The 22,605-nt window shown below is 30.6% G+C and carries 24 protein-coding genes; 18 read left to right on the forward strand and 6 right to left on the reverse strand.

Annotation, left to right across the window (positions count from 1 at the left end; all coding sequences use genetic code 11):
• Positions 1–43 precede the first annotated feature (43 nt).
• The 15 genes from ACO5J6_RS04460 (at position 44) to ACO5J6_RS04530 (ending at position 13,489) form a co-directional block, all read left to right on the forward strand.
• The gene (locus tag ACO5J6_RS04460; protein WP_485642332.1) at positions 44–427 is read left to right on the forward strand and encodes an IS3 family transposase; all 384 of its coding nucleotides are present in this window, start codon (positions 44–46) and stop codon (positions 425–427) included.
• Complete coding sequence (locus ACO5J6_RS04465) at positions 376–837, forward strand: IS3 family transposase (RefSeq protein ID WP_485642333.1); 462 nt, start codon at positions 376–378, stop codon at positions 835–837. The genes ACO5J6_RS04460 and ACO5J6_RS04465 overlap by 52 nt, the downstream gene beginning before the upstream one ends.
• An 86-nt stretch (positions 838–923) precedes the next feature.
• The gene (gene dcm / locus ACO5J6_RS04470) at positions 924–3,023 is read left to right on the forward strand and encodes a DNA (cytosine-5-)-methyltransferase (RefSeq protein WP_485642335.1); all 2,100 of its coding nucleotides are present in this window, start codon (positions 924–926) and stop codon (positions 3,021–3,023) included.
• Positions 3,016–3,888 (forward strand): hypothetical protein, encoded by an 873-nt coding sequence (locus ACO5J6_RS04475; RefSeq protein ID WP_037598656.1) that lies wholly within the window; start codon positions 3,016–3,018, stop codon positions 3,886–3,888. The genes dcm and ACO5J6_RS04475 overlap by 8 nt, the downstream gene beginning before the upstream one ends.
• Positions 3,878–4,381: a hypothetical protein gene (locus ACO5J6_RS04480; protein WP_485642337.1), complete on the forward strand. Its 504-nt coding sequence runs from the start codon at positions 3,878–3,880 to the stop codon at positions 4,379–4,381. The genes ACO5J6_RS04475 and ACO5J6_RS04480 overlap by 11 nt, the downstream gene beginning before the upstream one ends.
• Positions 4,382–4,413: 32 nt before the next feature.
• The gene (locus tag ACO5J6_RS04485; RefSeq protein ID WP_485642339.1) at positions 4,414–6,642 is read left to right on the forward strand and encodes a hypothetical protein; all 2,229 of its coding nucleotides are present in this window, start codon (positions 4,414–4,416) and stop codon (positions 6,640–6,642) included.
• Between the two features lie 518 nt (positions 6,643–7,160).
• The gene (locus ACO5J6_RS04490) at positions 7,161–7,307 is read left to right on the forward strand and encodes a hypothetical protein (RefSeq protein WP_485642341.1); all 147 of its coding nucleotides are present in this window, start codon (positions 7,161–7,163) and stop codon (positions 7,305–7,307) included.
• A complete protein-coding gene (locus tag ACO5J6_RS04495; RefSeq protein WP_485642343.1) occupies positions 7,294–8,172 on the forward strand; it encodes an RNA-directed DNA polymerase in 879 nt (292 codons plus the stop codon). Before ACO5J6_RS04490 ends, ACO5J6_RS04495 begins: the two co-directional genes overlap by 14 nt.
• Positions 8,173–8,206: 34 nt before the next feature.
• Entirely contained in the window at positions 8,207–8,749 is a 543-nt protein-coding gene (locus ACO5J6_RS04500) for a hypothetical protein (protein WP_485642345.1), read from the forward strand.
• 63 nt (positions 8,750–8,812) lie between these two features.
• Entirely contained in the window at positions 8,813–9,487 is a 675-nt protein-coding gene (locus ACO5J6_RS04505; protein ID WP_485642347.1) for a uracil-DNA glycosylase family protein, read from the forward strand.
• A gap of 49 nt (positions 9,488–9,536) precedes the next feature.
• Positions 9,537–10,403: a hypothetical protein gene (locus tag ACO5J6_RS04510; protein ID WP_485642349.1), complete on the forward strand. Its 867-nt coding sequence runs from the start codon at positions 9,537–9,539 to the stop codon at positions 10,401–10,403.
• Positions 10,354–10,947 (forward strand): hypothetical protein, encoded by a 594-nt coding sequence (locus ACO5J6_RS04515; RefSeq protein ID WP_485642351.1) that lies wholly within the window; start codon positions 10,354–10,356, stop codon positions 10,945–10,947. Before ACO5J6_RS04510 ends, ACO5J6_RS04515 begins: the two co-directional genes overlap by 50 nt.
• A gap of 45 nt (positions 10,948–10,992) precedes the next feature.
• Positions 10,993–11,925, forward strand: a complete 933-nt coding sequence (locus ACO5J6_RS04520; RefSeq protein WP_485642352.1) for a dihydroorotate oxidase — start codon at positions 10,993–10,995, stop codon at positions 11,923–11,925.
• A gap of 282 nt (positions 11,926–12,207) precedes the next feature.
• Complete coding sequence (locus ACO5J6_RS04525; RefSeq protein ID WP_485642354.1) at positions 12,208–12,936, forward strand: NAD-dependent protein deacylase; 729 nt, start codon at positions 12,208–12,210, stop codon at positions 12,934–12,936.
• Positions 12,937–13,021: 85 nt separating this feature from the next.
• Positions 13,022–13,489, forward strand: a complete 468-nt coding sequence (locus ACO5J6_RS04530) for a low molecular weight protein-tyrosine-phosphatase (RefSeq protein WP_485642357.1) — start codon at positions 13,022–13,024, stop codon at positions 13,487–13,489.
• 48 nt (positions 13,490–13,537) lie between these two features.
• Here ACO5J6_RS04530 and ACO5J6_RS04535 read toward each other — a convergent pair whose 3' ends face one another.
• Entirely contained in the window at positions 13,538–14,347 is an 810-nt protein-coding gene (locus ACO5J6_RS04535; protein WP_485642359.1) for a helix-turn-helix transcriptional regulator, read from the reverse strand.
• Positions 14,348–14,782: 435 nt separating this feature from the next.
• On the opposite strand from ACO5J6_RS04535, the gene ptcA reads away from it, so the two are divergent.
• From ptcA to aguA, 3 genes are all read left to right on the forward strand, one after another.
• Positions 14,783–15,793, forward strand: a complete 1,011-nt coding sequence (gene ptcA / locus ACO5J6_RS04540; RefSeq protein WP_485642360.1) for a putrescine carbamoyltransferase — start codon at positions 14,783–14,785, stop codon at positions 15,791–15,793.
• A 104-nt stretch (positions 15,794–15,897) separates the two neighbouring features.
• On the forward strand, positions 15,898–17,253 hold the full coding sequence (locus ACO5J6_RS04545; RefSeq protein ID WP_485642362.1) for an APC family permease: 1,356 nt from the start codon (positions 15,898–15,900) through the stop codon (positions 17,251–17,253).
• 22 nt (positions 17,254–17,275) lie between these two features.
• Positions 17,276–18,379 (forward strand): agmatine deiminase, encoded by a 1,104-nt coding sequence (gene aguA / locus ACO5J6_RS04550; RefSeq protein ID WP_485642364.1) that lies wholly within the window; start codon positions 17,276–17,278, stop codon positions 18,377–18,379.
• A 265-nt stretch (positions 18,380–18,644) separates the two neighbouring features.
• Here aguA and dgoD read toward each other — a convergent pair whose 3' ends face one another.
• From dgoD to ACO5J6_RS04575, 5 genes are read right to left on the reverse strand one after another with little or no spacing between them, the layout of a single operon-like run.
• Positions 18,645–19,790: a galactonate dehydratase gene (gene dgoD, locus ACO5J6_RS04555; protein WP_485642366.1), complete on the reverse strand. Its 1,146-nt coding sequence runs from the start codon at positions 19,788–19,790 to the stop codon at positions 18,645–18,647.
• 15 nt (positions 19,791–19,805) lie between these two features.
• The gene (locus ACO5J6_RS04560) at positions 19,806–21,161 is read right to left on the reverse strand and encodes a PTS galactitol transporter subunit IIC (RefSeq protein ID WP_485642367.1); all 1,356 of its coding nucleotides are present in this window, start codon (positions 21,159–21,161) and stop codon (positions 19,806–19,808) included.
• A gap of 21 nt (positions 21,162–21,182) precedes the next feature.
• Positions 21,183–21,464, reverse strand: a complete 282-nt coding sequence (locus tag ACO5J6_RS04565) for a PTS sugar transporter subunit IIB (protein WP_485642369.1) — start codon at positions 21,462–21,464, stop codon at positions 21,183–21,185.
• A gap of 9 nt (positions 21,465–21,473) precedes the next feature.
• Positions 21,474–21,938: a PTS sugar transporter subunit IIA gene (locus ACO5J6_RS04570; RefSeq protein WP_485642370.1), complete on the reverse strand. Its 465-nt coding sequence runs from the start codon at positions 21,936–21,938 to the stop codon at positions 21,474–21,476.
• Between the two features lie 18 nt (positions 21,939–21,956).
• Positions 21,957–22,577 carry a bifunctional 4-hydroxy-2-oxoglutarate aldolase/2-dehydro-3-deoxy-phosphogluconate aldolase gene (locus ACO5J6_RS04575; protein ID WP_485642372.1) on the reverse strand — a complete coding sequence of 207 codons (621 nt, stop codon included), beginning with the start codon at positions 22,575–22,577 and terminating at the stop codon, positions 21,957–21,959.
• Positions 22,578–22,605 lie beyond the last annotated feature (28 nt).

Raw genomic sequence — 22,605 nt, forward strand, 5'->3', positions numbered from 1 at the left:
TGTATCGGAACACGGGAAGAAACACGAGGTTTCCGTTAGCAGTGTGCTAATAAAATTAGGTGTTTCTTCATCGGGATATTATTCATGGAAAAAAAGAAAGCCGTCAGGAAGAGAAAAAAGGAAAACAGAAATAAAGGAAGAAATAAAAGGGATATATATAGGTTCAAAGAAGATATATGGTTCACCGAAGATAACGAAAGAACTAAGGAATAAAGGATATGAGATAAGTCAGAAGACGGTGAGCAAATATATGAAAGAAGAAGGGATAAAAGCACTATGGATAAAGAAATTTAAGCCATTGGGGAATAAGGTACCGGTTAGAGGATTAAAAAACATAGTGAACAGGGAATTCAAACCTGAACGAAAAAATAAGATATGGGTAACGGAATATGGACGACAAGAGGATTTGTATATTTATCAAGCATAATGGAACTGTATTCAAGGAAAATAATATCGTGGGAAGTATCGGACAAATTAGGAGTGGAACTTGTAATAAAGACAATAAGGAGAGCGAAAAGTATAAGGAAGATTGATAGACCGTTAATAATACACAGTGATCAGGGGAGCCAATACACAAGCAAGGCATATGGGGAAGAAACGGGAGAAAAAAATATAGAAAAGAGTTATTCAAGAAAAGGGAATCCATGGGATAATGCGGTAATAGAGTCATTTCATTCGATAATAAAGAGGGAATGGCTGAACAGATATAGGATAGAGGATGTAAGGCAGGCAAGACGACTAATATTTGAATATATAGAAACATTTTACAACAACAGGAGAATACATTCACATTGTAATATGTTGTCGCCAAATAAATATGAAAAAAGATATGGATAAATTAAAAAAGAAAATCTCTATTTAATTTCTCCTTTTTATTGACATAAGACCAAAACATATATGAAAAAAAGGAAGGAGGTTTAATAATGGGAAACTCAATATTAAATAAAGCTAGATATAGTAGCAATAATACAGATGAGTGGTATACAGATTATAAAACGATAGAAAATGAAGTGAACTATTATGAATCTCAATTCAATGGAAAAAAAGTTTTGTGTAATTGTGATGATCCTTACGAATCTGCTTTTGCAAAATATTTCCTTAAAAACTTCAATCGTTTCAAGCTTAAAAAACTTGTATGTATATCATATGCAAAGTCGGCGATGCATTCTAGTGAAGATGGCAGAGGGCTTCTACTTGAAGTGGATAAAATGCCATATTTTACTGAGGGCGATTTAAATAATGACAAGATATTTGAAGCTTTAAATAGTAATGGGAATATTAAAACGTTAATTGGGGATGGTGATTTTAGAAGTCAAGAATGTATAAATTATTTAATCGATTCTGATATCGTTGTAACCAATCCACCTTTTTCTAAGTTTACAGAATTATTTTCATTAATTACAAAATATGACAAACAATATTTATTGATTAGTAATCAGAATGCAATAACATATAAAGAAATTTTCCCTTATATAAAGAATAATAAGGCTCGTGTGGGATATCATTTTGGAGATATGGCATTTAGGGTACCAGATGATACAGAACCTAGGAAAACAAGATTTTGGGTAGATGAATTTGGACAAAAATGGCGAAGCTTAGGAAATGCAATGTGGCTGACGAATTTAGAAGTTTCCAATGATAGTGGTAAAAAACTAGTTTTAACCCATAGCTTCAAAGAAGAAAACTATCCAAAGTATGATAATTTTGATGCAGTTCATGTATATAGAGTTTCAGAAATACCGATGGATTATTATGGAATAATGGGCGTACCTCTTACATATTTGAAATATCACAATGACAAGATGTTTGAAATTGTTGGGGAGGCAAATCATGGTTCTGATAATGAATATGATCTTTTTAAACCACAAATAAATGGAAAAGAAACATTTAAACGAATATTGATTAAAAGACGAAAGCGAGACAAAAGAATGGAATTTAGAATACTTGATTTATTTTGTGGTGCTGGAGGAATGTCTTATGGAATGCATAAGAATAGCCACTTTGTAACAAAAGTTGCGTTAGATATTAATGAAAAATTGGCACAGACATTTAAGGAGAATATTCCTGAGTCAGAATTGATTATTGGAGATATACAAGATAAGGCGATTAAGAAAAAGATAATAAATCTCTCTAAGAAGAATAACGTAAATATGATCATTGGCGGACCTCCATGCCAGGGATTTTCCTTAAAGGGTAAAAAATTAGGCTTAGATGATCCTAGAAACTTTTTATTTATAGAATATCTACATTTGGTTCAGGAACTTAAGCCTCTAGTTTTTGTAATAGAAAATGTAAAGAGTTTAATGTCTACATCTAACGGATGGTTTAAAAATCAAATTATAAGTGAGATAAAAAAATTAGGTTATGAAGTTAGTGTAGGTATAGTTAGAGCAAGTGACTATGGAGTTCCACAAAATAGGGAGAGAGTTATATTTCTGTGCAGCAAAAATAAAGCAATTTCTTTGCCAGAGCCAACAGTTAAAAAACCTACAACAGTTAGAGATGCTATCGAAGATTTAGCATATTTAAATTCAAATGAAGGTGATTTTGAACAAAGTTATATTACTGAAGCAAAAACAGAGTATCAAAAGCTCATGAGAAAAGATAGTGATAGGTTATATAATCATAAGGCTTCTAATCATTCTGAAATTGCAATTCATAAGCTTAGCATGATACCACCAGAAAAAGGTAAAGAATATTTGCCTGAAAATCTTTTAGGAAAGCAAAAATTTAATTCAACATGGGGGAGATTGAAGTGGGATGAGCCATCTCCAACTATAGACACAAGATTTGATGCTGCATCAAATGGTACAAATAATCATCCGTTTTTGAATCGCTCTATTACACCTAGAGAAGCTGCCCGAATTCAGTCATTTGATGATAGATTTATTTTCTATGGTAATAAAGTTGATATTAGAACACAAATTGGTAATGCGGTGCCACCACTTATGGCAAAGGCTATTGCCGATCATATATATGAAAATTTAGTCAATAATGAGAGTGAGGTAATTGAAAATGAATAATCAAATGGCTTATTTAGTAGGTATGATATTAGGAAACGGAGAAGTGCAAAGAGATGTTAATAGCACTACGATTACGATAGAAATACCACATAAGAATTTAAGAGATGATGAAGGGCTAGAAGTTTCGGTATATGTAAAAAGTAGTTTAGCTGATATTAGAAGCGTTATCGAACCACTTTTAGGACATTCCTTGCCTATTTCACAAACAAAAAGTGTAACAAGGGTGTCTTTTACAAAGCCTAATGAAGATTATACAATGAGGGAAATTTTAAGATTTATTGGAAATGGAATTCATCACTCAACAATGACAATGAATGATGAACTATTTAATATGTCTACTGACGAAAAGAAAGAGTTACTTAGAGGAGTGGCAGATGTAACAGGATACATTAGGAAAAGTAATATTGCATTTGGACAAGATGGTTGTCATAGAGTATATATTGAGATTCCAGGTAATTGGCAATTTGTTATAGATATAGCTAATATGTTGAAAACATTAGATATACCAGTGCAAACAATAGATTTTGGACATCCGAATTTTAGAGATTCTAATTTAAAAAAATACAACGAAGGAAAACCTAATTATTGGAAAAAGGAACATCAAGTAAAGATATGGGCAAATGAATTTTTGCCTATAGGATTTAACATTGTTCATAAGCAAAGGGCGTTAGAAAGATATGCTGAAGAACTGCTTGACTATTTAGATGAAGAAAAAACACATCAATTCTACTGGGAAAAACCTGTTAGATTAAGGAATAAGCCTATTCATCCTATGGAAAATGATGATAGCTTGCCTGAAAAAATAAGAGGCAAGCATTTTGACTCATGGACTCAATTAGCAAAGGAGTTGGGATATGGCGAATAATGTAAGAAGTGAATTTGATCTATATCCTGGCATGTGCAGATGGTTAGATACATACCTTAAAGACAAGTTTAAAAATAAAAGATGCGAAGTGTTTGTGTTAGATTGTCATTCTGTATATTTGGATTCAATTTTAGATAAATATGATGTAATACAATATTATCCACAGGTTGTTGGATTGAAAATTGAAATTGATGTTTTAGGAATTGTAAGATGGAAAGATAGAGCTGAAATCTATCTTATTGAAGCAAAAAAGACAGCTTTAAATCTTCAAAACTTAGGGCAATTGTTGATATATTGCAAACTTTGCAATCCTGAAGAGGCATATCTATTATCTTCTAGTGGTTTGGGTAGCTTGGAAAAAGTTTTAAATAATTTAAATAGGGAAGATTTGCTTGACTATGGAAGCGGAAAAAAAATTAAAAAAATTAAAGTTGCCAGGTGGGATGTCACTAAAGATGGGATAGATAACCATTCTATTGTACCTAAAATTTAGAAATGTTTAAATTAACAAGAAAGGTTGGGAAAATGCAAAAACTAAAGCTAGATTTAGAAAACTGTTATGGAATTAAGAAGATGAATGAGACTATTGATTATTTAAATAATAATGTTGCTATTATCTATGCCCCAAATGGTACAATGAAGTCTTCATTGGCAAAAACATTTGAAGCTATAAGGGACGACAGGCAAGTTGAGGAAAAAATATACGGATTTAAGAGTTCGTGTAGTATTTCAGATGAATATAATATAGCAATTTCGAAAGAAGAAATTATAGTAATAAACCCATTTGATGAAAATGCATATGAAGGTCAGGGATTATTAATGGCTAACGAGCCTTTGAGAAAAGCATATCTAAATATCCATGATTCAATAGAGTCTAAAAAAGAATCATTGTACAGTAAAATAAAAGAGAAGTTTGGGTATTCAAATCGTAATAATTTTGATGTTAAAAATACTATGCTGAATGACTGGGAATTAACAGCAAAGAAAGAATATGATTGCTTAATTAAGATAAAAAAATTATTACACGATCCAATAATGAATTGTCCGTTGCCCGAAGATGATATAGATTATGCTTCATTATTTAATGATAAAGTTTATTCAATGATGAAGACTGGAAAAACAGGAGAATTAATAGAAGAGTATGAAAATAAGTACAGAGAGTTGGTTGACAAATCTCTATATATGCAACAAGGTATTATAGACCACAATAATTATGGCAATATAAGTAATGCATTGAATGCTAACGGGTTTTTTGTAGCTAATAATGAGGTGGTACTAAAAGCTAAAGACGGAAGTACATCTATAACATTAAAAGAGCAAAAGGAATTAGATGATCTTATAAAAAAAGAAAAAGAACAAGTATTAAATTCAAAGGAGATTAAAGAGCTCTTTGAAAAAATCAATAAAGCAATTAGTAAAAACAAAGACACACAAGCATTTAACGTATTCTTACAAACTCATCAGGATATAATTGTAGAGTATAAAGATATAGATTTGTTCAAGAAAAAAGTTTGGGTTAAAGTTTTTCTTTATTATGAGTATTTATTAGATGAATTGATAGATGATTATAACAAAGCACAAGAAGATTTAAAGAAATTGCGTGATGATGCAAGAGAACAAGTCACAGACTGGAAGAAAGCGTTAGATTTGTTTAAAGAAAGGTTTTTTGTTCCTTTTTCAATTGAACCATCGAATCAGGAAGATGTTATTTTAAATATGGAATTACCAAGTTTTAAATATATTTTTTCGGATAGTCGAGGTGAAAAAGAAGTAACGAAAGATAATTTACTTAATGTATTGAGTACAGGTGAGCGTAGGGCATACTATATATTAAATATGATTTTTCAAATTTTAGTTGCAAAAAAACAAGGTAAAGAATGTTTGATTGTACTTGATGATATTTCTGAATCTTTTGATTATAAAAATAAATACGCGATTATAGAGTATATTAGTGATATTTCAGAATACACTGATGCAAATGATGAAAAATCATTTAAAATTTTATTATTAACACATAATTTTGATTTTTATAGAACTGTATCTTCAAGAATCACGAAACCAGGTAATTCTTTTATAGCTTTTGTAGATTCGGACAGAATAAGATTAGAAAAAGGGCAGTATACAAAAAATATTTTCATGCACTATAAAAACACTCTAGTTAAAAAATATAGTGATAATATTATGGTTGCCTCTATACCATTTGTTCGTAACTTAATTGAATATACGGAAGGTGATGATAACGAAGATTATTTGACTCTTACAAGTGTTTTACATTACAAAGAGAACACAGAAGAAATTACTTTAAATCAAATTCAAGATATTTTCAATAAATATTGGTTCAAAAAAGAACCCACCACATTTGCGGAAGGCAGAGAAAGTGAATTAGTATATCATATTTTAATGCAAGAAAGCGAAAAGATTACAGACATAGAAAAGTTAGAAATTGAGAATAAACTTATCCTATCTATGGCAATAAGATTAATAAGTGAGGCATATATGCAGAATAAAATAATCTCTGATTTATCAAATGGACAAGATATATTGAAGGACATATTCAGTAAAAAAAATCAGAGTGCATGGCTTATAAAAGAGTATAAAAAACATATAAATGATGATGCTATGAATACTTTAGAGATTGTGGCAATGATAACACCAGAGAACATCCATTTGAATTCATTTATGTTTGAGCCAATTTTAGATATGTCCTTGAAACACCTATATAAAATTTATAATGATGTAAAAGCGTTATCATAGCTTTAATTATCAGTAGATATAAAAGAAACAGAAAAATGGCTATTTTTCCATTTCCTTATTATAGATATAGGGATTAACCGCTACCGAAAATGACATTAGATTTTGAAAGAAAATGAATATATAGAACGAGTAGGCTCTAACAAGACGGGCTATTGAAAAGTTAAGGAATAGTTTCGTGCTTGCAATATACTTGCAAAAAAATTAATAAACAGAAATAAAATTGAAAATGGAGAGAAAATCTATAATAAAAATCTTGACTTTGCACTATTTATACAAACCGACATCAATGGACATATCGAGTAGGAGTAAAGTATACTTCTTTTAAAAATAACTTATAACAAAGTCTTTATTGTTTAAATGAATGAAGATATAATTAATTTAGAGAAAAGGTTTAATATTAGAAAAATAAAAATAAAATAAAAATATTAATATTTAAATTGATAATAAGTTTTAAAATTTTTATACTATTTACAAAAAGTAAAACATAGTACTATTTTTAAGGAGAGGTTTTAAAATTTATGTTAAAAAAAGAGATATTACGAAAAGTTTGTTTTAGAGCCATGGATAATATATTATACGAAGGAACTACAGATGTAGAATTGTTTAATCGAGCTTTTGAAATTGACTATTTAAAGATTGATGAAGTAAAAGATGAAATTTGGTAGAAAAATTTGTTCCGCTATTCAACAAAATGATTTTTCACAACTGAAAATGCATAAATTAGGGCATGTATTAGTGCCTAAAAAAAACTTAGCAGATTATAGAAAATGTGCTTTAATTGATATTTATGATGAAATTGTATATTTAACGTTAGTAATTAGTATCGCCAGTGAAATTGAAAAAATGCGAATAAATAAAAGTAAAGGTAGAGTTTTTTCTTATAGATTTGGAAATTTTAAAGGTAGACTTTTTAATAAAAATTTCCACTACACTGCTTTTAAGGAAAAAATTTTAGAAAAAAGTACACTTTATAAAAATAAAGTCGTTGTAGAATGTGATATATCAAATTTTTACGATAGATTAAATATTCATAGAATTGAATCTATTTTAAGGTCAAATCCAAAAATTGATGAAAGTATAATTTATCTTATTAATGAATTATTATTATATTGGGCGAATAGAGATTCTTATGGTCTACCTGTTGGCTCTAATGCTTCACGAATACTTGCAGAAGTTGCATTAATAGAAGTTGATAACTATCTTATATCAAAAGGAATCAACTTCTGTAGATTTGTAGATGATTATAGAATTTTTGCAAAAAATTCATTTGAAGCTCATAGTAATCTTGCACTATTAACACTAAAACTAAGTAAAGAAGGAATGTTTTTAAATACACAAAAAACTAAAATTAAAGATATTTCTAATATCGATAAACAAAAAAATAATAAAAATAAAAGTGATGAAAATTCTGACTTGAATGAAGATGAAAAACCTAATCCTCCAAAAATAATAAGAGGTTATTCAGGTCTTATTCCTAGCAAATTTAGAAAATTGTCTAGTACAGAGACTACAACATTAAAAAAAAAATGATTTAGATATCTTGATTAATAATGCTAAAAACGATATGTTAATTGAAGAAAAAACAATTACAGCAATTATACGTACTATTGTTGCAAAAAAAGAATATAATCGGCTTAAAGATTTACCTAACATACTAAGAAAATTTCCTCAATTCATACCTTATTTTGTTGATGTCGTAATAAAATGTGAAGATATAAAAAAAGAGGATATAATTGAAATTCAAAATAATTTTCAAGAATGGATGGTAAATGTAAACGTACCTGAATATATCCAAGTATACTTAGTAAGATTATATTCAGCTCCTAGATTTGAAAATAAAGAAATTCTGTTAAAGTCTTTTAGAAATTTGAAAAGAAATTCAGGAGATTATATCGGTAGAGCCTTATTAGAATCTTTAGAGGGAAAATTATCAAGAGGAGAGTTACTTGAAATTAAAGATTATTATTATCGTGCAGATAAATGGGAAGAAAGACAAATTCTAAAGATGATTAGCAACTGCTTTTCAAAAGGCGAAAAAAGAGCTTTTTTCAAAGACATCAAAATTCATGAAGATGATTATTTTATTAATAAAATAATTTCTAAATAAATTAATAACATAAATCGAAATTTCAAAAAATATAAGTATATAATAAAAAAGGAGAATTCTGTAATGAGGGAACTTGAAATTCTTTTAGAAAATTGGAAAAAGGAACATGAAGAAAAAGGATATAGAAAATTTATTTCTGATGGAATTGTTAATTATAACAAATGGGAAAAGCAATCTACTCCTAAAGTTTGCTATTTTTTAAAAGAAGCTTATGATGATACAGAAGGAAAAGGATTTAATCTTAGTAAAAAGTTAAATGAAGAAGAGCCTTGGGGTATGTGGAAAAAAGTTGCAATATGGACTCAAGCTATCTATAATTCATTTTCTGGAGATATCTCTGATTATCCCAGTAAAGATTTTAAATCTGTTTTTAAGAATGTTATTCAGAATATAGCAGTAGTCAATATTAAGAAAAGCAATGGAGAAAAAAGTTCAAATGATAATGATCTACAACAATTTATTAATTTGGATAAAGAAAAGATAAAAAGAGAAATAGAACTTATAAATCCTGACATTATTATTTGTGGAAAAACATTTAAGTTTTTAAAACAAATATTAGATGATATAGAAATATATGATAATTCATTAATTGCTAAATGGAAAAATGTTAAATGGAAAAATATTCTTATAATTGACTATTATCATCCGGCAGGTCGTTACCCAAATAAAGTAAATTATTATTCTCTTTTATCAATTGGAAAAATTGCTCAAGAAAAATATGCTTTTAAAATTGAATAGATAACAAATTAATATTTTTATTTAAAGTGAAAAAGGAGTTTTATAATAAATGAAAAGAAAAATTTGGATTGATTTTAGAATTTTAGAAAATATTCCGCCTTTGGGAGCATTTTCCGAAATATCGGTAGAAAATAGAAGGAGAGTTTATGATATTTGGAAATCCGCATACAAAACAATGATAAATAGCTATGATAATGAAAAACAAATAATTTATGACAGGAATAATTTCGAGCAAGGATATGTTTCACTAAAAAGAGCATATAATTTAAGAATTAGACAATTGAATGAGGCTTATGGTTTTAGTCAAATTAATTACTCCGAAAAGAAGAAATGTGATGGAATCCTTGAAATTTTAGAATTTTTTGATGTAGTTAAAAAAAATACAATAAAAAAATATTTAGAATTTCGTAATAATATTGAACATAGAGATGAAAATACGGTAACATTTGAAAATGCTATTTCACAGGCGGATTACATATGGATGTTTTTAAAAATAACAGATTTAATTTTGAATAAAAAAGTAGAATATCTTGTGTTTATGAAAGAAATTAATGATATTCCTATTTCTTATTTTCAAATAGATTTAAATACAGTAAAGAAAAGTAGAGAAATTTATAAAACAACGTTAAATATAATTGTAGCTGTAAGACCTAAATATATTTCTTTTACTCCTGTCACTGACTGGATTGAAATTAATAATTTTAATTTAATTTCAAATTTAGTGTTTCAAAATCAAATAAAAGATAAAATCTCTTCAAATTTTAATCTTTATGATAGAGATTGTGTATTATTCAAAGCAGTTATTGATGATGACGATATTATAGCTAATCTCATCAAAGAAATTATTAAAGAAGGTGAATTTATAGATGAATTTACAAAAGATAAGTTATTCAGAATATTTAAAAAACAAAAATGATATTTTATATTCTCTTTCATTTAATAAATATGATTTAGATTTAGACATTTCTATGGGAGAATTAAAATATTACTATAATTATTTTAGTGAAAATGATGAAGAAGTTGATGAAGTGCCAAAAAAAATAATTTGTTCTTATATTTTTTATCTTTTTAATAAATATAATTCCGAAGATTTTTACTATGAAGCAGATGCGATAAGTGGGGATTTAGAATATGTGGCATTTTCTTTGTTAGAATATTTTTTCACAGGATTTCCTAAAAATGAAAATATTGTCATTTTGGATGAAAGTATATTTAATTTAGAAATTCTTGATGGTTATAAAAAAATTAAAATGATCATTAAATTTTTAGATATGGCTTATACAGAATTAAAAAAAATCGGAGTTAAATATTTAGCATTTATGACAAGAGGTCTAATATTGGATTTAGATTATGAACATAGGAAAATTTTATTTAATTTATTGCTTTCTAATAAATTTATTCCTATTACAGGAGTTAGCAAAGATGATTTTGTTTTTGTCAAAACTTTTAAAAATTTTTAATTTAGAAACGTATAATATTATTTTGAAAACTAAGGAGGTCCCCAAATGTCATCAACAAAAACCCATATAGGAAACTATGAATTTGAAAATTGTCTTATGAATGCCGCAGGAGTGTGCTGCTATGACCGTAATGAGCTGGAAAAAATGATTCACTCTGAAGCGGGAACTTTTGTAACGAAAAGTGCCACATTAAATCCTCGTGAAGGTAATCCGCAGCCACGCTATTATGATACTGAGCTTGGATGCATAAATTCCATGGGATTGCCAAATCTCGGAATTGACTATTATCTGGAATATCTTCTGGAACTACAGGAAACACTTCCTGAGCGTACATTTTTTCTATCTATGACAGGACTGTCTTCCGAAGAAATTCATACATTGATGAAAAAAGTTCTTGATAGCGGATTTAAAGGACCGACAGAGCTGAACCTTTCCTGTCCGAATGTGCCAGGAAAACCCCAGTTAGCTTATGATTTGGATACTACTGAAAAATTATTGTCGGAAGTGTTTGAATATTTTGATAGACCTTTAGGAGTAAAATTACCCCCTTATTTTGATATAGTGCATTTTGATCAGGCAGCCGCAGTTTTCAATAAATTTCCTCTGACATTCATAAATTGTGTCAACAGTATCGGAAACGGACTTGTGATTAACGATGAAAGTGTTGTAATCAAGCCTAAAAACGGTTTTGGAGGAATTGGAGGGCAATATATAAAGCCTACTGCACTGGCAAATGTACATGCCTTTTATCAACGTCTGAATCCGTCCATACAGATTATCGGAACAGGAGGAGTTCTTACAGGTCGTGATGTATTCGAGCATATTCTGTGTGGAGCAAGCATGGTTCAGATAGGAACATCTTTACAAAAAGAGGGTTCTGAAGTATTTAGCAGGTTGACTCGGGAATTAAAAGAGATAATGAATGAGAAAGGGTATAAGACATTAGATGATTTTAGAGGAAAACTGAAATATTTATAATAATATATTCATAATGAGGAAGTTAATGAGAAAATAAAAAATTATTATACAGTATAGCTTAAATAGTCTAATATAGGATTTGGATATAAGAATTATTGTATTTTTATTTACAAGGACCTACAGTTATGAAAGGTTATTATAAAGTTTGAATATAAAAATCATTGTACTCTTATTTACAATCAAATTCATAACCGATATGAGTGATTATCTAAAGAGAAATTATGAAATATTATTTACTAAGAAAGACAACCAATTAATGCGAAAATTTATGAGGAGAAAATTATGAATGAAATAAATCGACTTCAGGAAATAATTGATAACAGTAAAAAAATTGTATTCTTTGGAGGGGCAGGAGTATCTACGGAATCAGGAATTCCTGATTTTAGAAGTTCTGACGGTCTTTACAGCATAAAGCTCGACAGGCATTTTACTCCTGAACAGCTTATTTCTCACACAATGTACCTGAAATACCCTGAAGAATTTTATCAATTTTATAAAGCACATCTGATTTATCCCGATGCAAAACCTAATCCTGCCCATTATTATCTTGCAGAACTTGAAAATAATGGGAAGTTAGCAGCTGTAATTACTCAAAATATTGACAGTCTGCATGAAATGGCAGGAAGTAAAAAAGTGTTGAAATTACATGGTTCAGTTGATAAAAATACTTGTACGGAATGCGGGAAAAAGTATAATCTTGAAGATTTTTTAAAGCTTTGTAATGATATTCCTCACTGCACTGAATGTAACGGGATTATAAAACCCGATGTTACACTGTATGAAGAAAGTCTTGATATGGCTGTTTTTAATGAAGCTATTTATTATATATCTCAGGCGGATACTCTCATTATTGGGGGGACTTCTCTTGTTGTTTATCCTGCTGCTTCATTAGTTCAGTATTTTAAAGGAGATAATCTTGTACTTATTAATAAATCATCTACACTTCAGGACAATTACGCAAATCTTGTTATTCATGACAGTATTGGAAAAGTATTCGGTCAGCTCAAATAAATGTTTGTGGGAAAAATTTAAACGATTAGAAGTAATAAAAATAAATAATATAATAAAATTTTATAGAAATGAAAGGAGTTAGATAATGGTACAAGTACTTTTTGTATGCTTAGGAAATATATGCCGTTCGCCAATGGCGGAAGCAGTTTTCAGAAAACTGGTGAATGACGAGGGATTAGATAATCAGATTTATATAGATTCGGCAGCGACAAGTTCGTGGGAACATGGAAATCCCGTCCATAGGGGTACGAGGGAACGCCTTAAAAGAGAGAATATCAGTACAGACGGAATGTATTCCCGTATTTTGAATGATGATGATTTATCTGCCAATTATATTATAGGAATGGATAAAAGCAACATTGAAAATATCAAAAAATTTTTGAAAAATCGATATTCAGGAAAAGTACAGCGTCTGCTTGAATTTGCAGGAGAGGATAGAGATATTCTTGACCCGTGGTATACTGATGATTTTGATACTACTTATAATGATGTGGTAAAAGGCTGTAAGGCATTATTGAATTTTATAAAAAAATATGATTTGAGTATAAAGTGATAAATAATGTGAGGAATTTTATAAATATTATTCTTCACATTACTTATTTTATCTGTTAATATTTTCTATTTCATATTTTTCAAAAAGCTCAAATATCTGGCGTCTTCTGTTAATCTCCATTTTCAGATAAATATTATGTATATGTGTCTTTACAGTTCCAAGAGATAAAAACAGTCTACTTGCTATTTCTTTGTTCTGTTTGTGTTCCAGTAGTAATTCACAGATTTCTTTTTCTCTTTCGGTGAGTTTATAATATTTAAAAAAATTTTCATATAGATTATTATTTCTACTCTCATCGATTTCTTTTCTAAAAATTTTGTTGTTATAATAATCATGAATAAAATAATAACAGCATAGAATACTTATTATTATTGAAAAAATATCTTCGCAAATATTTCTGTTCTGAATTTTTATTTCTAAAATATTATATTTATCAACATTAAAAATTACAAATGTATCTTCTAAGAGAATAGCTATTCCAAAAATAATACAGACTGCTCCAATCCATTTTAAATATTTTTGAATTATTAAAGAATATTTTTCGGCACTTTTATCCGATTTTATTTCATTTAATCCTTTGACAGCTAAAAAACCTATATATATTAGGAATAACTGGTTTGGCAGATAATATAGATAAACTTTCAAAGCAGTATTAGGCAAAAAATGAAGAATAACCATCCAAATAAGAATTATCAGCTGTATAATATATTGAAATAATTTTGTTTTTTTCTTTGTAATTATTGATAAAATCCATAATTGGCAGTAATTATTTCCTATATAAATAACAGTTTTTATAAAAGAAGCTCCCATAAAAACTTTATTGTAAGCATTGGCAAAAGGTGTAATTAATTCTGTCATTGATATGACTAAATTATCAAGGACAAAAAATAGCATATAAAATGAAATAGCTAAAAATAATAATCTGTTCTTATAGTTTTTTTCTTTTAAAAAATTATTTATAGATAATGTCATTGTAAATGAATAAAGAATAATTAAAAAAATATTATAAATATAGATTAGGACTTCCAAATTTATCACCTTCTTAAAAGGATTATATTTTTATTATAACACATTTCCCTAATGTTTTAACTAATCTTTATGTCTAAACCTTGCTAAACTTTTTATATTTTAGGATTATTTCCGTAATAAAATTATGTAATTAGAAGCATTACAGCTATATTATTTAGGATATAAGCCAAGTTTAAAACATAAAGTTTATAGTAAACTTCTGATAGAAAAAATATAATGTAAATGTAAAGTAAATGTAAAAATAAATTTTATTGGAGGTAATCTATGAACAAGAAAGACTATATTACAACTGAAAACTATACAAAAGAGGAATTACTTTATATTGCCGATTTATCATTAAAATTAAAGGATTGTATAGACAATGGCTATTATCCTCAATTACTCAAAAATAAAACATTAGGAATGATTTTTCAGCAGTCTTCTACAAGGACAAGAGTATCGTTTGAAACAGCTATGACCCAGCTGGGAGGACATGCACAGTATCTGGCTCCGGGACAGATACAGCTGGGAGGACACGAAACTATTGAAGATACAAGTCAAGTTCTTTCCCGTCTAACTGATATTCTAATGGCACGTGTTGAACGTCATAAAAGTGTGGTAGATTTAGCAGCTTATTCCTCCGTACCTGTCATTAACGGTATGTCCGACTACAATCATCCTACTCAGGAATTAGGTGATTTGTGTACTATTATCGAACATCTGCCCAAAGGCAAAAAGCTGGAAGACTGTAAAGTGGTTTTCGTAGGAGATGCTACACAGGTCTGTTTTTCACTCGGTCTGATTACAACGAAAATGGGAATGGAATTTGTACATTACGGGCCTGAGGGATTTCAATTAAATGATATGCACAAAGCGAAACTGGATGAAATCTGTAAAGTTTCAGGAGGGAAATATACAGTAACTGACAATGAAGATTCAATTGTCGGGGCAGATTTCCTTTATACGGATGTCTGGTATGGATTATACGAAGCTGAACTGTCAGAGGAAGAACGTATGGGGATTTTTTTTCCTAAATATCAGGTAGATAATAAAATGATGATGAAAGCGGGCAAAAATTGCAAATTTATGCACTGTCTGCCTGCAACAAGAGGAGAAGAAGTAACTGATGAAGTAATGGACGGAGCAAATTCTATCTGTTTTGATGAGGCGGAAAACCGTTTGACTTCGATTCGGGGTTTATTAGTTTATCTTTTAAGGGATTATGTTGAAAAAAATCCATATAATTTAGAAAAACAAATGAAAGCAAAAACAGAATTTGAAAAGTTTTTGAAATAATAAGAGTTAAGAATTAATTGGAGCAAAATAATCGAAATATAATATTTAATATTTATCTTTTCTATGTATTCGGAAAAGGAAAAATATTCAGGAAAGGAAAAGATATGGAAAATAATAAAAAATTCAGTCTGTTCAGTGCTATTTTATCTGTAATTTGTGTAGTCTTTGTTGCCGAAGCTGCGGCCCCTGTAGCTGCTATCGGAAATTCCCAATTTTTCTGGTGGATTTTTTTACTTATTGCATTTCTTCTGCCTTACGGGCTTATTTCATCGGAGTTAGGTACAACATATATTGGAGATGGAGGAATATATGATTGGGTTACAAAAGCATATGGTCATAAATGGGGGGCAAGGGTATCATGGTTTTACTGGATTAATTTTCCTTTATGGCTTGCTTCCCTCGCAGTAATGTGCCCCGGTTTGTTGTCTATAATCACAGGCATGGAATTTTCAGTTTTTGTACAAATTATTATTGAGCTGATTTTCATATGGGTTATAGTCTGGATAAGTTTTTATAGAGTAAGTGACAGTATATGGATATTAAATGGTGCCGCAGTCATAAAAATGATTTTGGCATTGCTGGTCGGAGGATTGGGAGTGTATACAGCCCTGACTCGAGGAATGGCTAATGAAATAACGTTAAAATCACTTCTTCCTTCTTTCAACTTAAACAGTCTGTCTTATATTTCAGTCATTATTTTTAATTTGCTGGGCTTTGAAGTCATTTGTACTTTTGCCGATGATATGGAAAATCCAAAAAAACAGATTCCCCAATCAATTATTGCCGCAGGCTTGGTAATCGCGGGAATTTATATTTTTTCTGCATTCGGAATAGGAGTTGCAATTCCTACAGAACAGATTAGTACAAGCAGTGGAATGATAGACAGTTTCAAACTTTTAACAAATTCCACAGGAGGTTGGTTTATTATTACAATGGCATTCCTATTTTTACTGACTTTATTCGGAAATATGATTTCATGGTCATTGGGCGTCAATAATACAGCCTGTTATGCCGCAGAAAACGGAGATATGCCTGTATTTTTTAAAAAAAGAAGTAAAAAAAGTAATATGCCGATAGGCTCTGCAATTATGAATGGAGTAGTGGCATCGGTAATAGTTATGATTGCACCTATTTTACCTAATCAGGATTTATTTTGGTCATTTTTCTCATTAAATCTCGTGATGTTTCTGTTATCCTACATTCCTATTTTCCCTGCATTTTATAAATTAAGAAAAATTGATCCTGTTACTCCGAGACCTTTTAAAGTCAGTGGAAATGATACTATGTTGAAAATTCTAATAATTACTCCGATGATACTCATAATAATTTCATTAATTTTCACAGCAGTACCTCTCTCATTTGATACGGAAACATTGTCAAAACAGTTACCTATTACCATAGGGTCAATAATTTTTATTATAATTGGAGAATTTATTATAAAAATCAAAAAAATAAAATAAATTAAAGAAAGAAGGTAATAAAATGGCAAAAAGAATTGAAAAAACTACCCCCAAAAATGACGGATTTAGAATGCCGGCAGAATACGAACCTCAGGAAAAAGTCTGGATAATATGGCCTGAGAGACCTGATAACTGGAGAAACGGTGGAAAACCTGCTCAAAAAGCTTTTTCAGAAGTTGCAAAAGCAATAAGCAAATTCACCAAAATGAATGTTCTTGTATCACGTGAACAGTTTCAGAACTGTCGTAGACAGCTTCCGCCTGAAATAACGGTTTATGAAATGTCAAATAACGATGCATGGGTTCGAGACTGTGGGCCGACTTTCCTCATTAATGACAGAGGCGAACTTCGTGCCGCTGACTGGAAATTCAACGCATGGGGTGGATTGGTAGACGGTTTATATTTTCCATGGGATCAGGATGATTTGATTGCCCAGAAAGTCTGTGAAATAGAAAATGTAGATTCTTATCGTACTTCAGATTTTGTATTAGAGGGAGGTTCTATACATGTTGACGGAGAAGGAACTGTTCTGACAACTGAAATGTGTTTATTGAGTGAAGGAAGAAATCCTCATATGACACGTGAAGAAATTGAAAAAAAATTGTGTGATTATTTAAACTGTGAAAAAGTCTTATGGTTAAAAGACGGAATAGATCCTGAAGAAACTAACGGTCATATTGATGATGTGGCTTGCTTTGTTGCTCCCGGAGAAGTAGCCTGTATTTATACCGAAGATAAAGACAGTCCATTTTATGAGGCTGCTCAAGATGCATATAGACGCTTATCTGAAATGACTGATGCCAAAGGACGTAAACTGAAAATACATAAAATTTGCTGTCCTATAAAAAATGTTACAATAAAGGGAGATTTTGACATTGATTATGTGGAAGGAACTCTTCCGCGTGAAGACGGAGATATATGTATCGCTTCTTATATGAATTTTCTCATTACAAACAATGGTGTTATTGTACCTCAATATGGAGATGAGAATGATACTTTGGCACTAAAACAGATTAAAGAGATATTTCCTGATAAAGAAGTAGTCGGCGTAAATACTGTAGAAATAGTATATGGTGGAGGTAATATTCACTGTATTACTCAACAGCAGCCTAAGAGAACTGTTTAGAGTTCTAAACTAAGGAAGAGAATTGTCTCAAAAACATAAAAAAATTAGTAATATAAAAAAATAACATTTATGAAATTCTTCAAAATTTTACAATGAAAAATAGAAGTAAATCGTAGAAAAAATGAACTATCTGAGCCACAAGGCGAGTTTTCATTTTTTCAAAAGTGAACGAATGTTTTTTATGAGTAAAATTTTACCAAATAAATAAATGTTATTTTTTATACTATAGAATTTTATATTTTGAGGTACTTTCTTATTTTAATTTTTACCATTCAGCTTTTGTACCGTCATAATGTTTCCAGTTAGGATTACTCCAGTTCAGTCCTTCCAGAGATACTTCTTTTACTTTGTCTTCATTTATTATCAGTCCAAGCCCCGGTTTAGTAGGAATATCCACAAATCCGTCTTTATATTGGAATATTTCCTTATTTTCAACGAAATCCAGTAAATCAAAACCTTTATTATAATGAATACCTAAAGACTGTTCCTGTATGAAAACGTTAGGACTGCATATGTCTACCTGCAACGTTGCTGCCAATGCCACAGGTCCGTATGGTGCATGAGGAGCCGCAGCTATATCATATGCTTCAGCCATTGCTATTATTTTTCTTGTTTCCGATATTCCTCCTGCCAGAGCCACATCGGGTTGTATTATATCAATGTACCCTGATTTAAATATATCCTTAAATCCCCATCTTGTATACATTCTTTCACCTGTAGCCAGAGGAGTTACAACGTGTTCGGCAACATCTCTGAAAGCTTCCTGATTTTCTGTCAGGACTACTTCTTCTAAAAACATCGGTCTATATTTTTCAAGCTCCTTAGCCAGAACTTTTGCCATAGGCTTATGAACTCTTCCGTGAAAATCTATCCCTATATTGAGCTTATTTCCAAATGTTTCTCTCAAAGCCGCAACTCTTTCCACAACCTCATCCACTTTTTTAAAATTATCTATATAATGAAGTTCTTCAGTAGCATTCATCTTTATGGAATCAAATCCTCTGTCAACTCTATCTTGAGCATCTTTTACGACGTCACTCGGTCTATCTCCTCCAATCCACGAATATACTTTTATCTTATCCCTTGCCGAGCCTCCCAGCAGTTCATAGACAGGTGCGTTGTAAAATTTACCTTTTATGTCCCACAGAGCCATTTCTATTCCTGAAACTATTGTCATATTTATAGGACCTCCCTTAAAAAAGACTCTGAACAGTTCCTGCCATATTTTTTCAATTTCGAGGGGGTTTCTACCCATTATCCTTTTAGCCATTTCTTTTGCTCCGGCTACGACTGTTTCAGTTTTAGTTCCCGAAACCATTTCTCCCCAACCTTCAAGACCATTATCGGTAGTTATTTTTAGGAATATCCATCTCGGCTTTACGGTATAAACTGTTATATCTGATATTTTCATTTTTTCCTCCTCAAATTATACAACTGAACTTTTTCTTATTTTTTTTATTTTTTCCAGATAATACCAAGTCCCTGTAAATACTGCGAACAAAATAGGAATACTAATAAACAGATTACTTGTAAATACTTTGTATATTAGATAGCTCACTGTCAAACTTGTTGCCGCGAAGGAAGAAATATAAGTTCCTCCTGACGAGGATAAATCGAGTCCCACATTAATTGCGAGTTGAGTCAGTACGGGAGCTGTTACTGTTCCTGCAAGAAGAATGGCTCCTGTACATGCCAGTCCTATTATAATATTTTTAAATAAATTTCCTCTTGTCAGTGCCACAACTAAAGCTACTCTGAAAGGAACTACTGCCAAATCGGCAAAAGGCAACATTCTGTTTCCCGGTAATACTACTGAAAGCAGTATTGTCAGAGGTATTACTATCAGTGCTGTTGTTATGACATCAGGATTTCCTACAACTACAGCGGCATCCAGTCCAATAAGAAATTTTCTTCCCTTGAATTTTTCCTGTGTAAATTTTTTGGCAGCCTCGGATATAGGCATAAGTCCTTCCATAAATAACGAAGTCATTTTAGGGATAAGCATCATAACTGCCGCCATACTTACAGCAAGATTACATATATCAGTTATCGAATATTTTGCTAGTAATCCTATTATTGCTCCTAATATCAGTCCCATCATCATAGGTTCTCCGAAGAATCCTAAGTATTTTTTAGCATCTTTCACTGAAAAGTTTATTTTATTGATTCCCGGAATTTTATCCAGCAGGGCATTCAGAGGGGCTGCGATTATAACCGAAGATAATGCCGACATTGTAGGCAGCGACACTCCCGGAAGTCCGAAATAGTCTTCTACTAAAGGAGCAGTCCAGTCCGACAGCTTGAATGTTATTATAGCCATAACGATTGAAGCCAGTATCGCATAAACTATATTATGAGTTACTTCAAAAACCATAATTCCTACTATTGCCAGATGATGATAATTCCATATATCCACGTCTAAAGTGTCTGTAGCTTTCAATATAAGCATTACAATATTAGTTATTAATATGGCAAATATCAGGATTGCTATTATCGGTGAAGACCATGTTACAGCTGAGATAGCTCCCCAACCCACATCTATAGTGTCTAATTTTATTCCGAAATTTTCTACCATAGCTTTTGCCGCAGGTCCTAAATTTGATGAAAGCAGATTGATGACCAGTTTTATCCCTATAAAACCTATTGCTATTGTCAATCCTGAACGAAATGCTCTTGATAAAGGAACTCTGAAAATAAGACCTATCACTGTTATTATTATCGGTAATAGAACCGTCGGTCCTGCTTTTAATAATGTGTCAAATACTCCATATAAAAAATTCATGTTTTATCTCTCCTTTTATTTTTAACTTTTTAAATTATCCAATATTTCCTGTATTGTTTCTTCTTCTCCTATTCCTGTCAGCAGGGAAATAGCTCCTATTGACGGAATACTGACTTCTCCTCCTGTAAATTTTCCTGTTGTTACTAATAAATCATAATCTTTATACTTGGACTCCACTTCCAACAGTTTGCATTGAGAAATCATAACGGGAATTCCGTTGATTTCACAGGCTTCTTTTATTTTAGTGGATACAACTGTGGAAGTTGCTATTCCATTTCCGCATGCTACCAGTATTTTTTTCATAATAATCTCCTATAATAAATGTTTTGATATAATTTTATAAATTTCTTCTTTACTATCTTCTTTTATAAGCTGATTTAATGTTTCCCTGTTTTTTATCATTTCTATAATTTTTCCCAACATATCAATATGCCCGTGAGGACTGTCCAATGCGAGCATTATTATAATTCGGACAGCTGTACTGTTTTCAGGTTCTTCCATTTTATTGAAATCTATGGGATTTTTCAGAATTCCTACTGCAATGGCAGCTTCATTTACATGCTTGACATCCACGTGAGGAATGGCAACATTTATTTCTCCGGTTTCCAGTCCTGTAGGATATTCTTCTTCCCTTTTGATAAGGGCTTCGCCGTATGTATCTTTTACAAATCCATTTTTCCTCAATAATTCTGCCATTTCAGCAAGAACTTCGTTCTTTTTTAAAGTGCTTTCTTTTTTATAAATAAGCTCTTTATTAAAATTTATATGCTCACTCATAAAGTTTGACTCCTTTCTCTATATTTCGAGATTATTAATAAAATCTTTTAAAGATTTTTCAAGATTTTCTGCATTTTCTGATAATATATCTTCTTTATTGAATATCCCCGAAGCTATTCCCGCATATTTAGCACCGCTTTTAAAATAGTCGTTTACATTTTCCCTGTTTATTCCTCCTACTACCATTACAGGCAGCTCACCTAAAGGAGCAATTATATCCGAGATATATTTTTTTCCCAGTCTGTCAGCAGGAAATATTTTTACAATATCCGCTCCGTCTCTGAAACTTTGTATTATTTCAGTGGGAGAAAATGCTCCCGGTACAGTTATTACTTTCTTTGATTTACAGAAATTTAAAATTTCTTTTTCGAGCATAATTGGAGATAAAATAAAAGTCGCTCCTGCATTTACTGCTTCTTTTGCTTCTTCCATAGTAATAACCGTTCCTGCTCCGATTAATATTTTTTCGCCGAATTCTGTTTTTATTTTTTTTATTATTTCGGCGGCTTTTTCAGTATTCATCGTTATCTCTACTGAATTAATACCGTTTTTTACTAAAATACTGACTATCAGGCGTATCTGTTTATAGCTGTATCCCCTCAGTATAACTGTTATTTTGGGAAATTCCTGTACATTCATAATTCCCTCCTTACACTAATATTTTATC

It is taken from the genome of Pseudoleptotrichia sp., from assembly GCF_057270515.1.

What these genes read in the sequence shown, in the direction of transcription:
- ACO5J6_RS04465 (WP_485642333.1), top strand. Translation starts at nt 376, where the DNA reads ATGGGTAACGGAATATGGACGACAAGAGGATTTGTATATTTATCAAGC.
- dcm (WP_485642335.1), top strand. Translation starts at nt 924, where the DNA reads ATGGGAAACTCAATATTAAATAAAGCTAGATATAGTAGCAATAATACA.
- ACO5J6_RS04475 (WP_037598656.1), top strand. Translation starts at nt 3,016, where the DNA reads ATGAATAATCAAATGGCTTATTTAGTAGGTATGATATTAGGAAACGGA.
- ACO5J6_RS04480 (WP_485642337.1), top strand. Translation starts at nt 3,878, where the DNA reads ATGGCGAATAATGTAAGAAGTGAATTTGATCTATATCCTGGCATGTGC.
- ACO5J6_RS04485 (WP_485642339.1), top strand. Translation starts at nt 4,414, where the DNA reads ATGCAAAAACTAAAGCTAGATTTAGAAAACTGTTATGGAATTAAGAAG.
- ACO5J6_RS04490 (WP_485642341.1), top strand. Translation starts at nt 7,161, where the DNA reads ATGTTAAAAAAAGAGATATTACGAAAAGTTTGTTTTAGAGCCATGGAT.
- ACO5J6_RS04495 (WP_485642343.1), top strand. Translation starts at nt 7,294, where the DNA reads ATGAAATTTGGTAGAAAAATTTGTTCCGCTATTCAACAAAATGATTTT.
- ACO5J6_RS04500 (WP_485642345.1), top strand. Translation starts at nt 8,207, where the DNA reads ATGTTAATTGAAGAAAAAACAATTACAGCAATTATACGTACTATTGTT.
- ACO5J6_RS04505 (WP_485642347.1), top strand. Translation starts at nt 8,813, where the DNA reads ATGAGGGAACTTGAAATTCTTTTAGAAAATTGGAAAAAGGAACATGAA.
- ACO5J6_RS04510 (WP_485642349.1), top strand. Translation starts at nt 9,537, where the DNA reads ATGAAAAGAAAAATTTGGATTGATTTTAGAATTTTAGAAAATATTCCG.
- ACO5J6_RS04515 (WP_485642351.1), top strand. Translation starts at nt 10,354, where the DNA reads ATGAATTTACAAAAGATAAGTTATTCAGAATATTTAAAAAACAAAAAT.
- ACO5J6_RS04520 (WP_485642352.1), top strand. Translation starts at nt 10,993, where the DNA reads ATGTCATCAACAAAAACCCATATAGGAAACTATGAATTTGAAAATTGT.
- ACO5J6_RS04525 (WP_485642354.1), top strand. Translation starts at nt 12,208, where the DNA reads ATGAATGAAATAAATCGACTTCAGGAAATAATTGATAACAGTAAAAAA.
- ACO5J6_RS04530 (WP_485642357.1), top strand. Translation starts at nt 13,022, where the DNA reads ATGGTACAAGTACTTTTTGTATGCTTAGGAAATATATGCCGTTCGCCA.
- ACO5J6_RS04535 (WP_485642359.1), bottom strand. Translation starts at nt 14,347, where the DNA reads ATGACAGAATTAATTACACCTTTTGCCAATGCTTACAATAAAGTTTTT.
- ptcA (WP_485642360.1), top strand. Translation starts at nt 14,783, where the DNA reads ATGAACAAGAAAGACTATATTACAACTGAAAACTATACAAAAGAGGAA.
- ACO5J6_RS04545 (WP_485642362.1), top strand. Translation starts at nt 15,898, where the DNA reads ATGGAAAATAATAAAAAATTCAGTCTGTTCAGTGCTATTTTATCTGTA.
- aguA (WP_485642364.1), top strand. Translation starts at nt 17,276, where the DNA reads ATGGCAAAAAGAATTGAAAAAACTACCCCCAAAAATGACGGATTTAGA.
- dgoD (WP_485642366.1), bottom strand. Translation starts at nt 19,790, where the DNA reads ATGAAAATATCAGATATAACAGTTTATACCGTAAAGCCGAGATGGATA.
- ACO5J6_RS04560 (WP_485642367.1), bottom strand. Translation starts at nt 21,161, where the DNA reads ATGAATTTTTTATATGGAGTATTTGACACATTATTAAAAGCAGGACCG.
- ACO5J6_RS04565 (WP_485642369.1), bottom strand. Translation starts at nt 21,464, where the DNA reads ATGAAAAAAATACTGGTAGCATGCGGAAATGGAATAGCAACTTCCACA.
- ACO5J6_RS04570 (WP_485642370.1), bottom strand. Translation starts at nt 21,938, where the DNA reads ATGAGTGAGCATATAAATTTTAATAAAGAGCTTATTTATAAAAAAGAA.
- ACO5J6_RS04575 (WP_485642372.1), bottom strand. Translation starts at nt 22,577, where the DNA reads ATGAATGTACAGGAATTTCCCAAAATAACAGTTATACTGAGGGGATAC.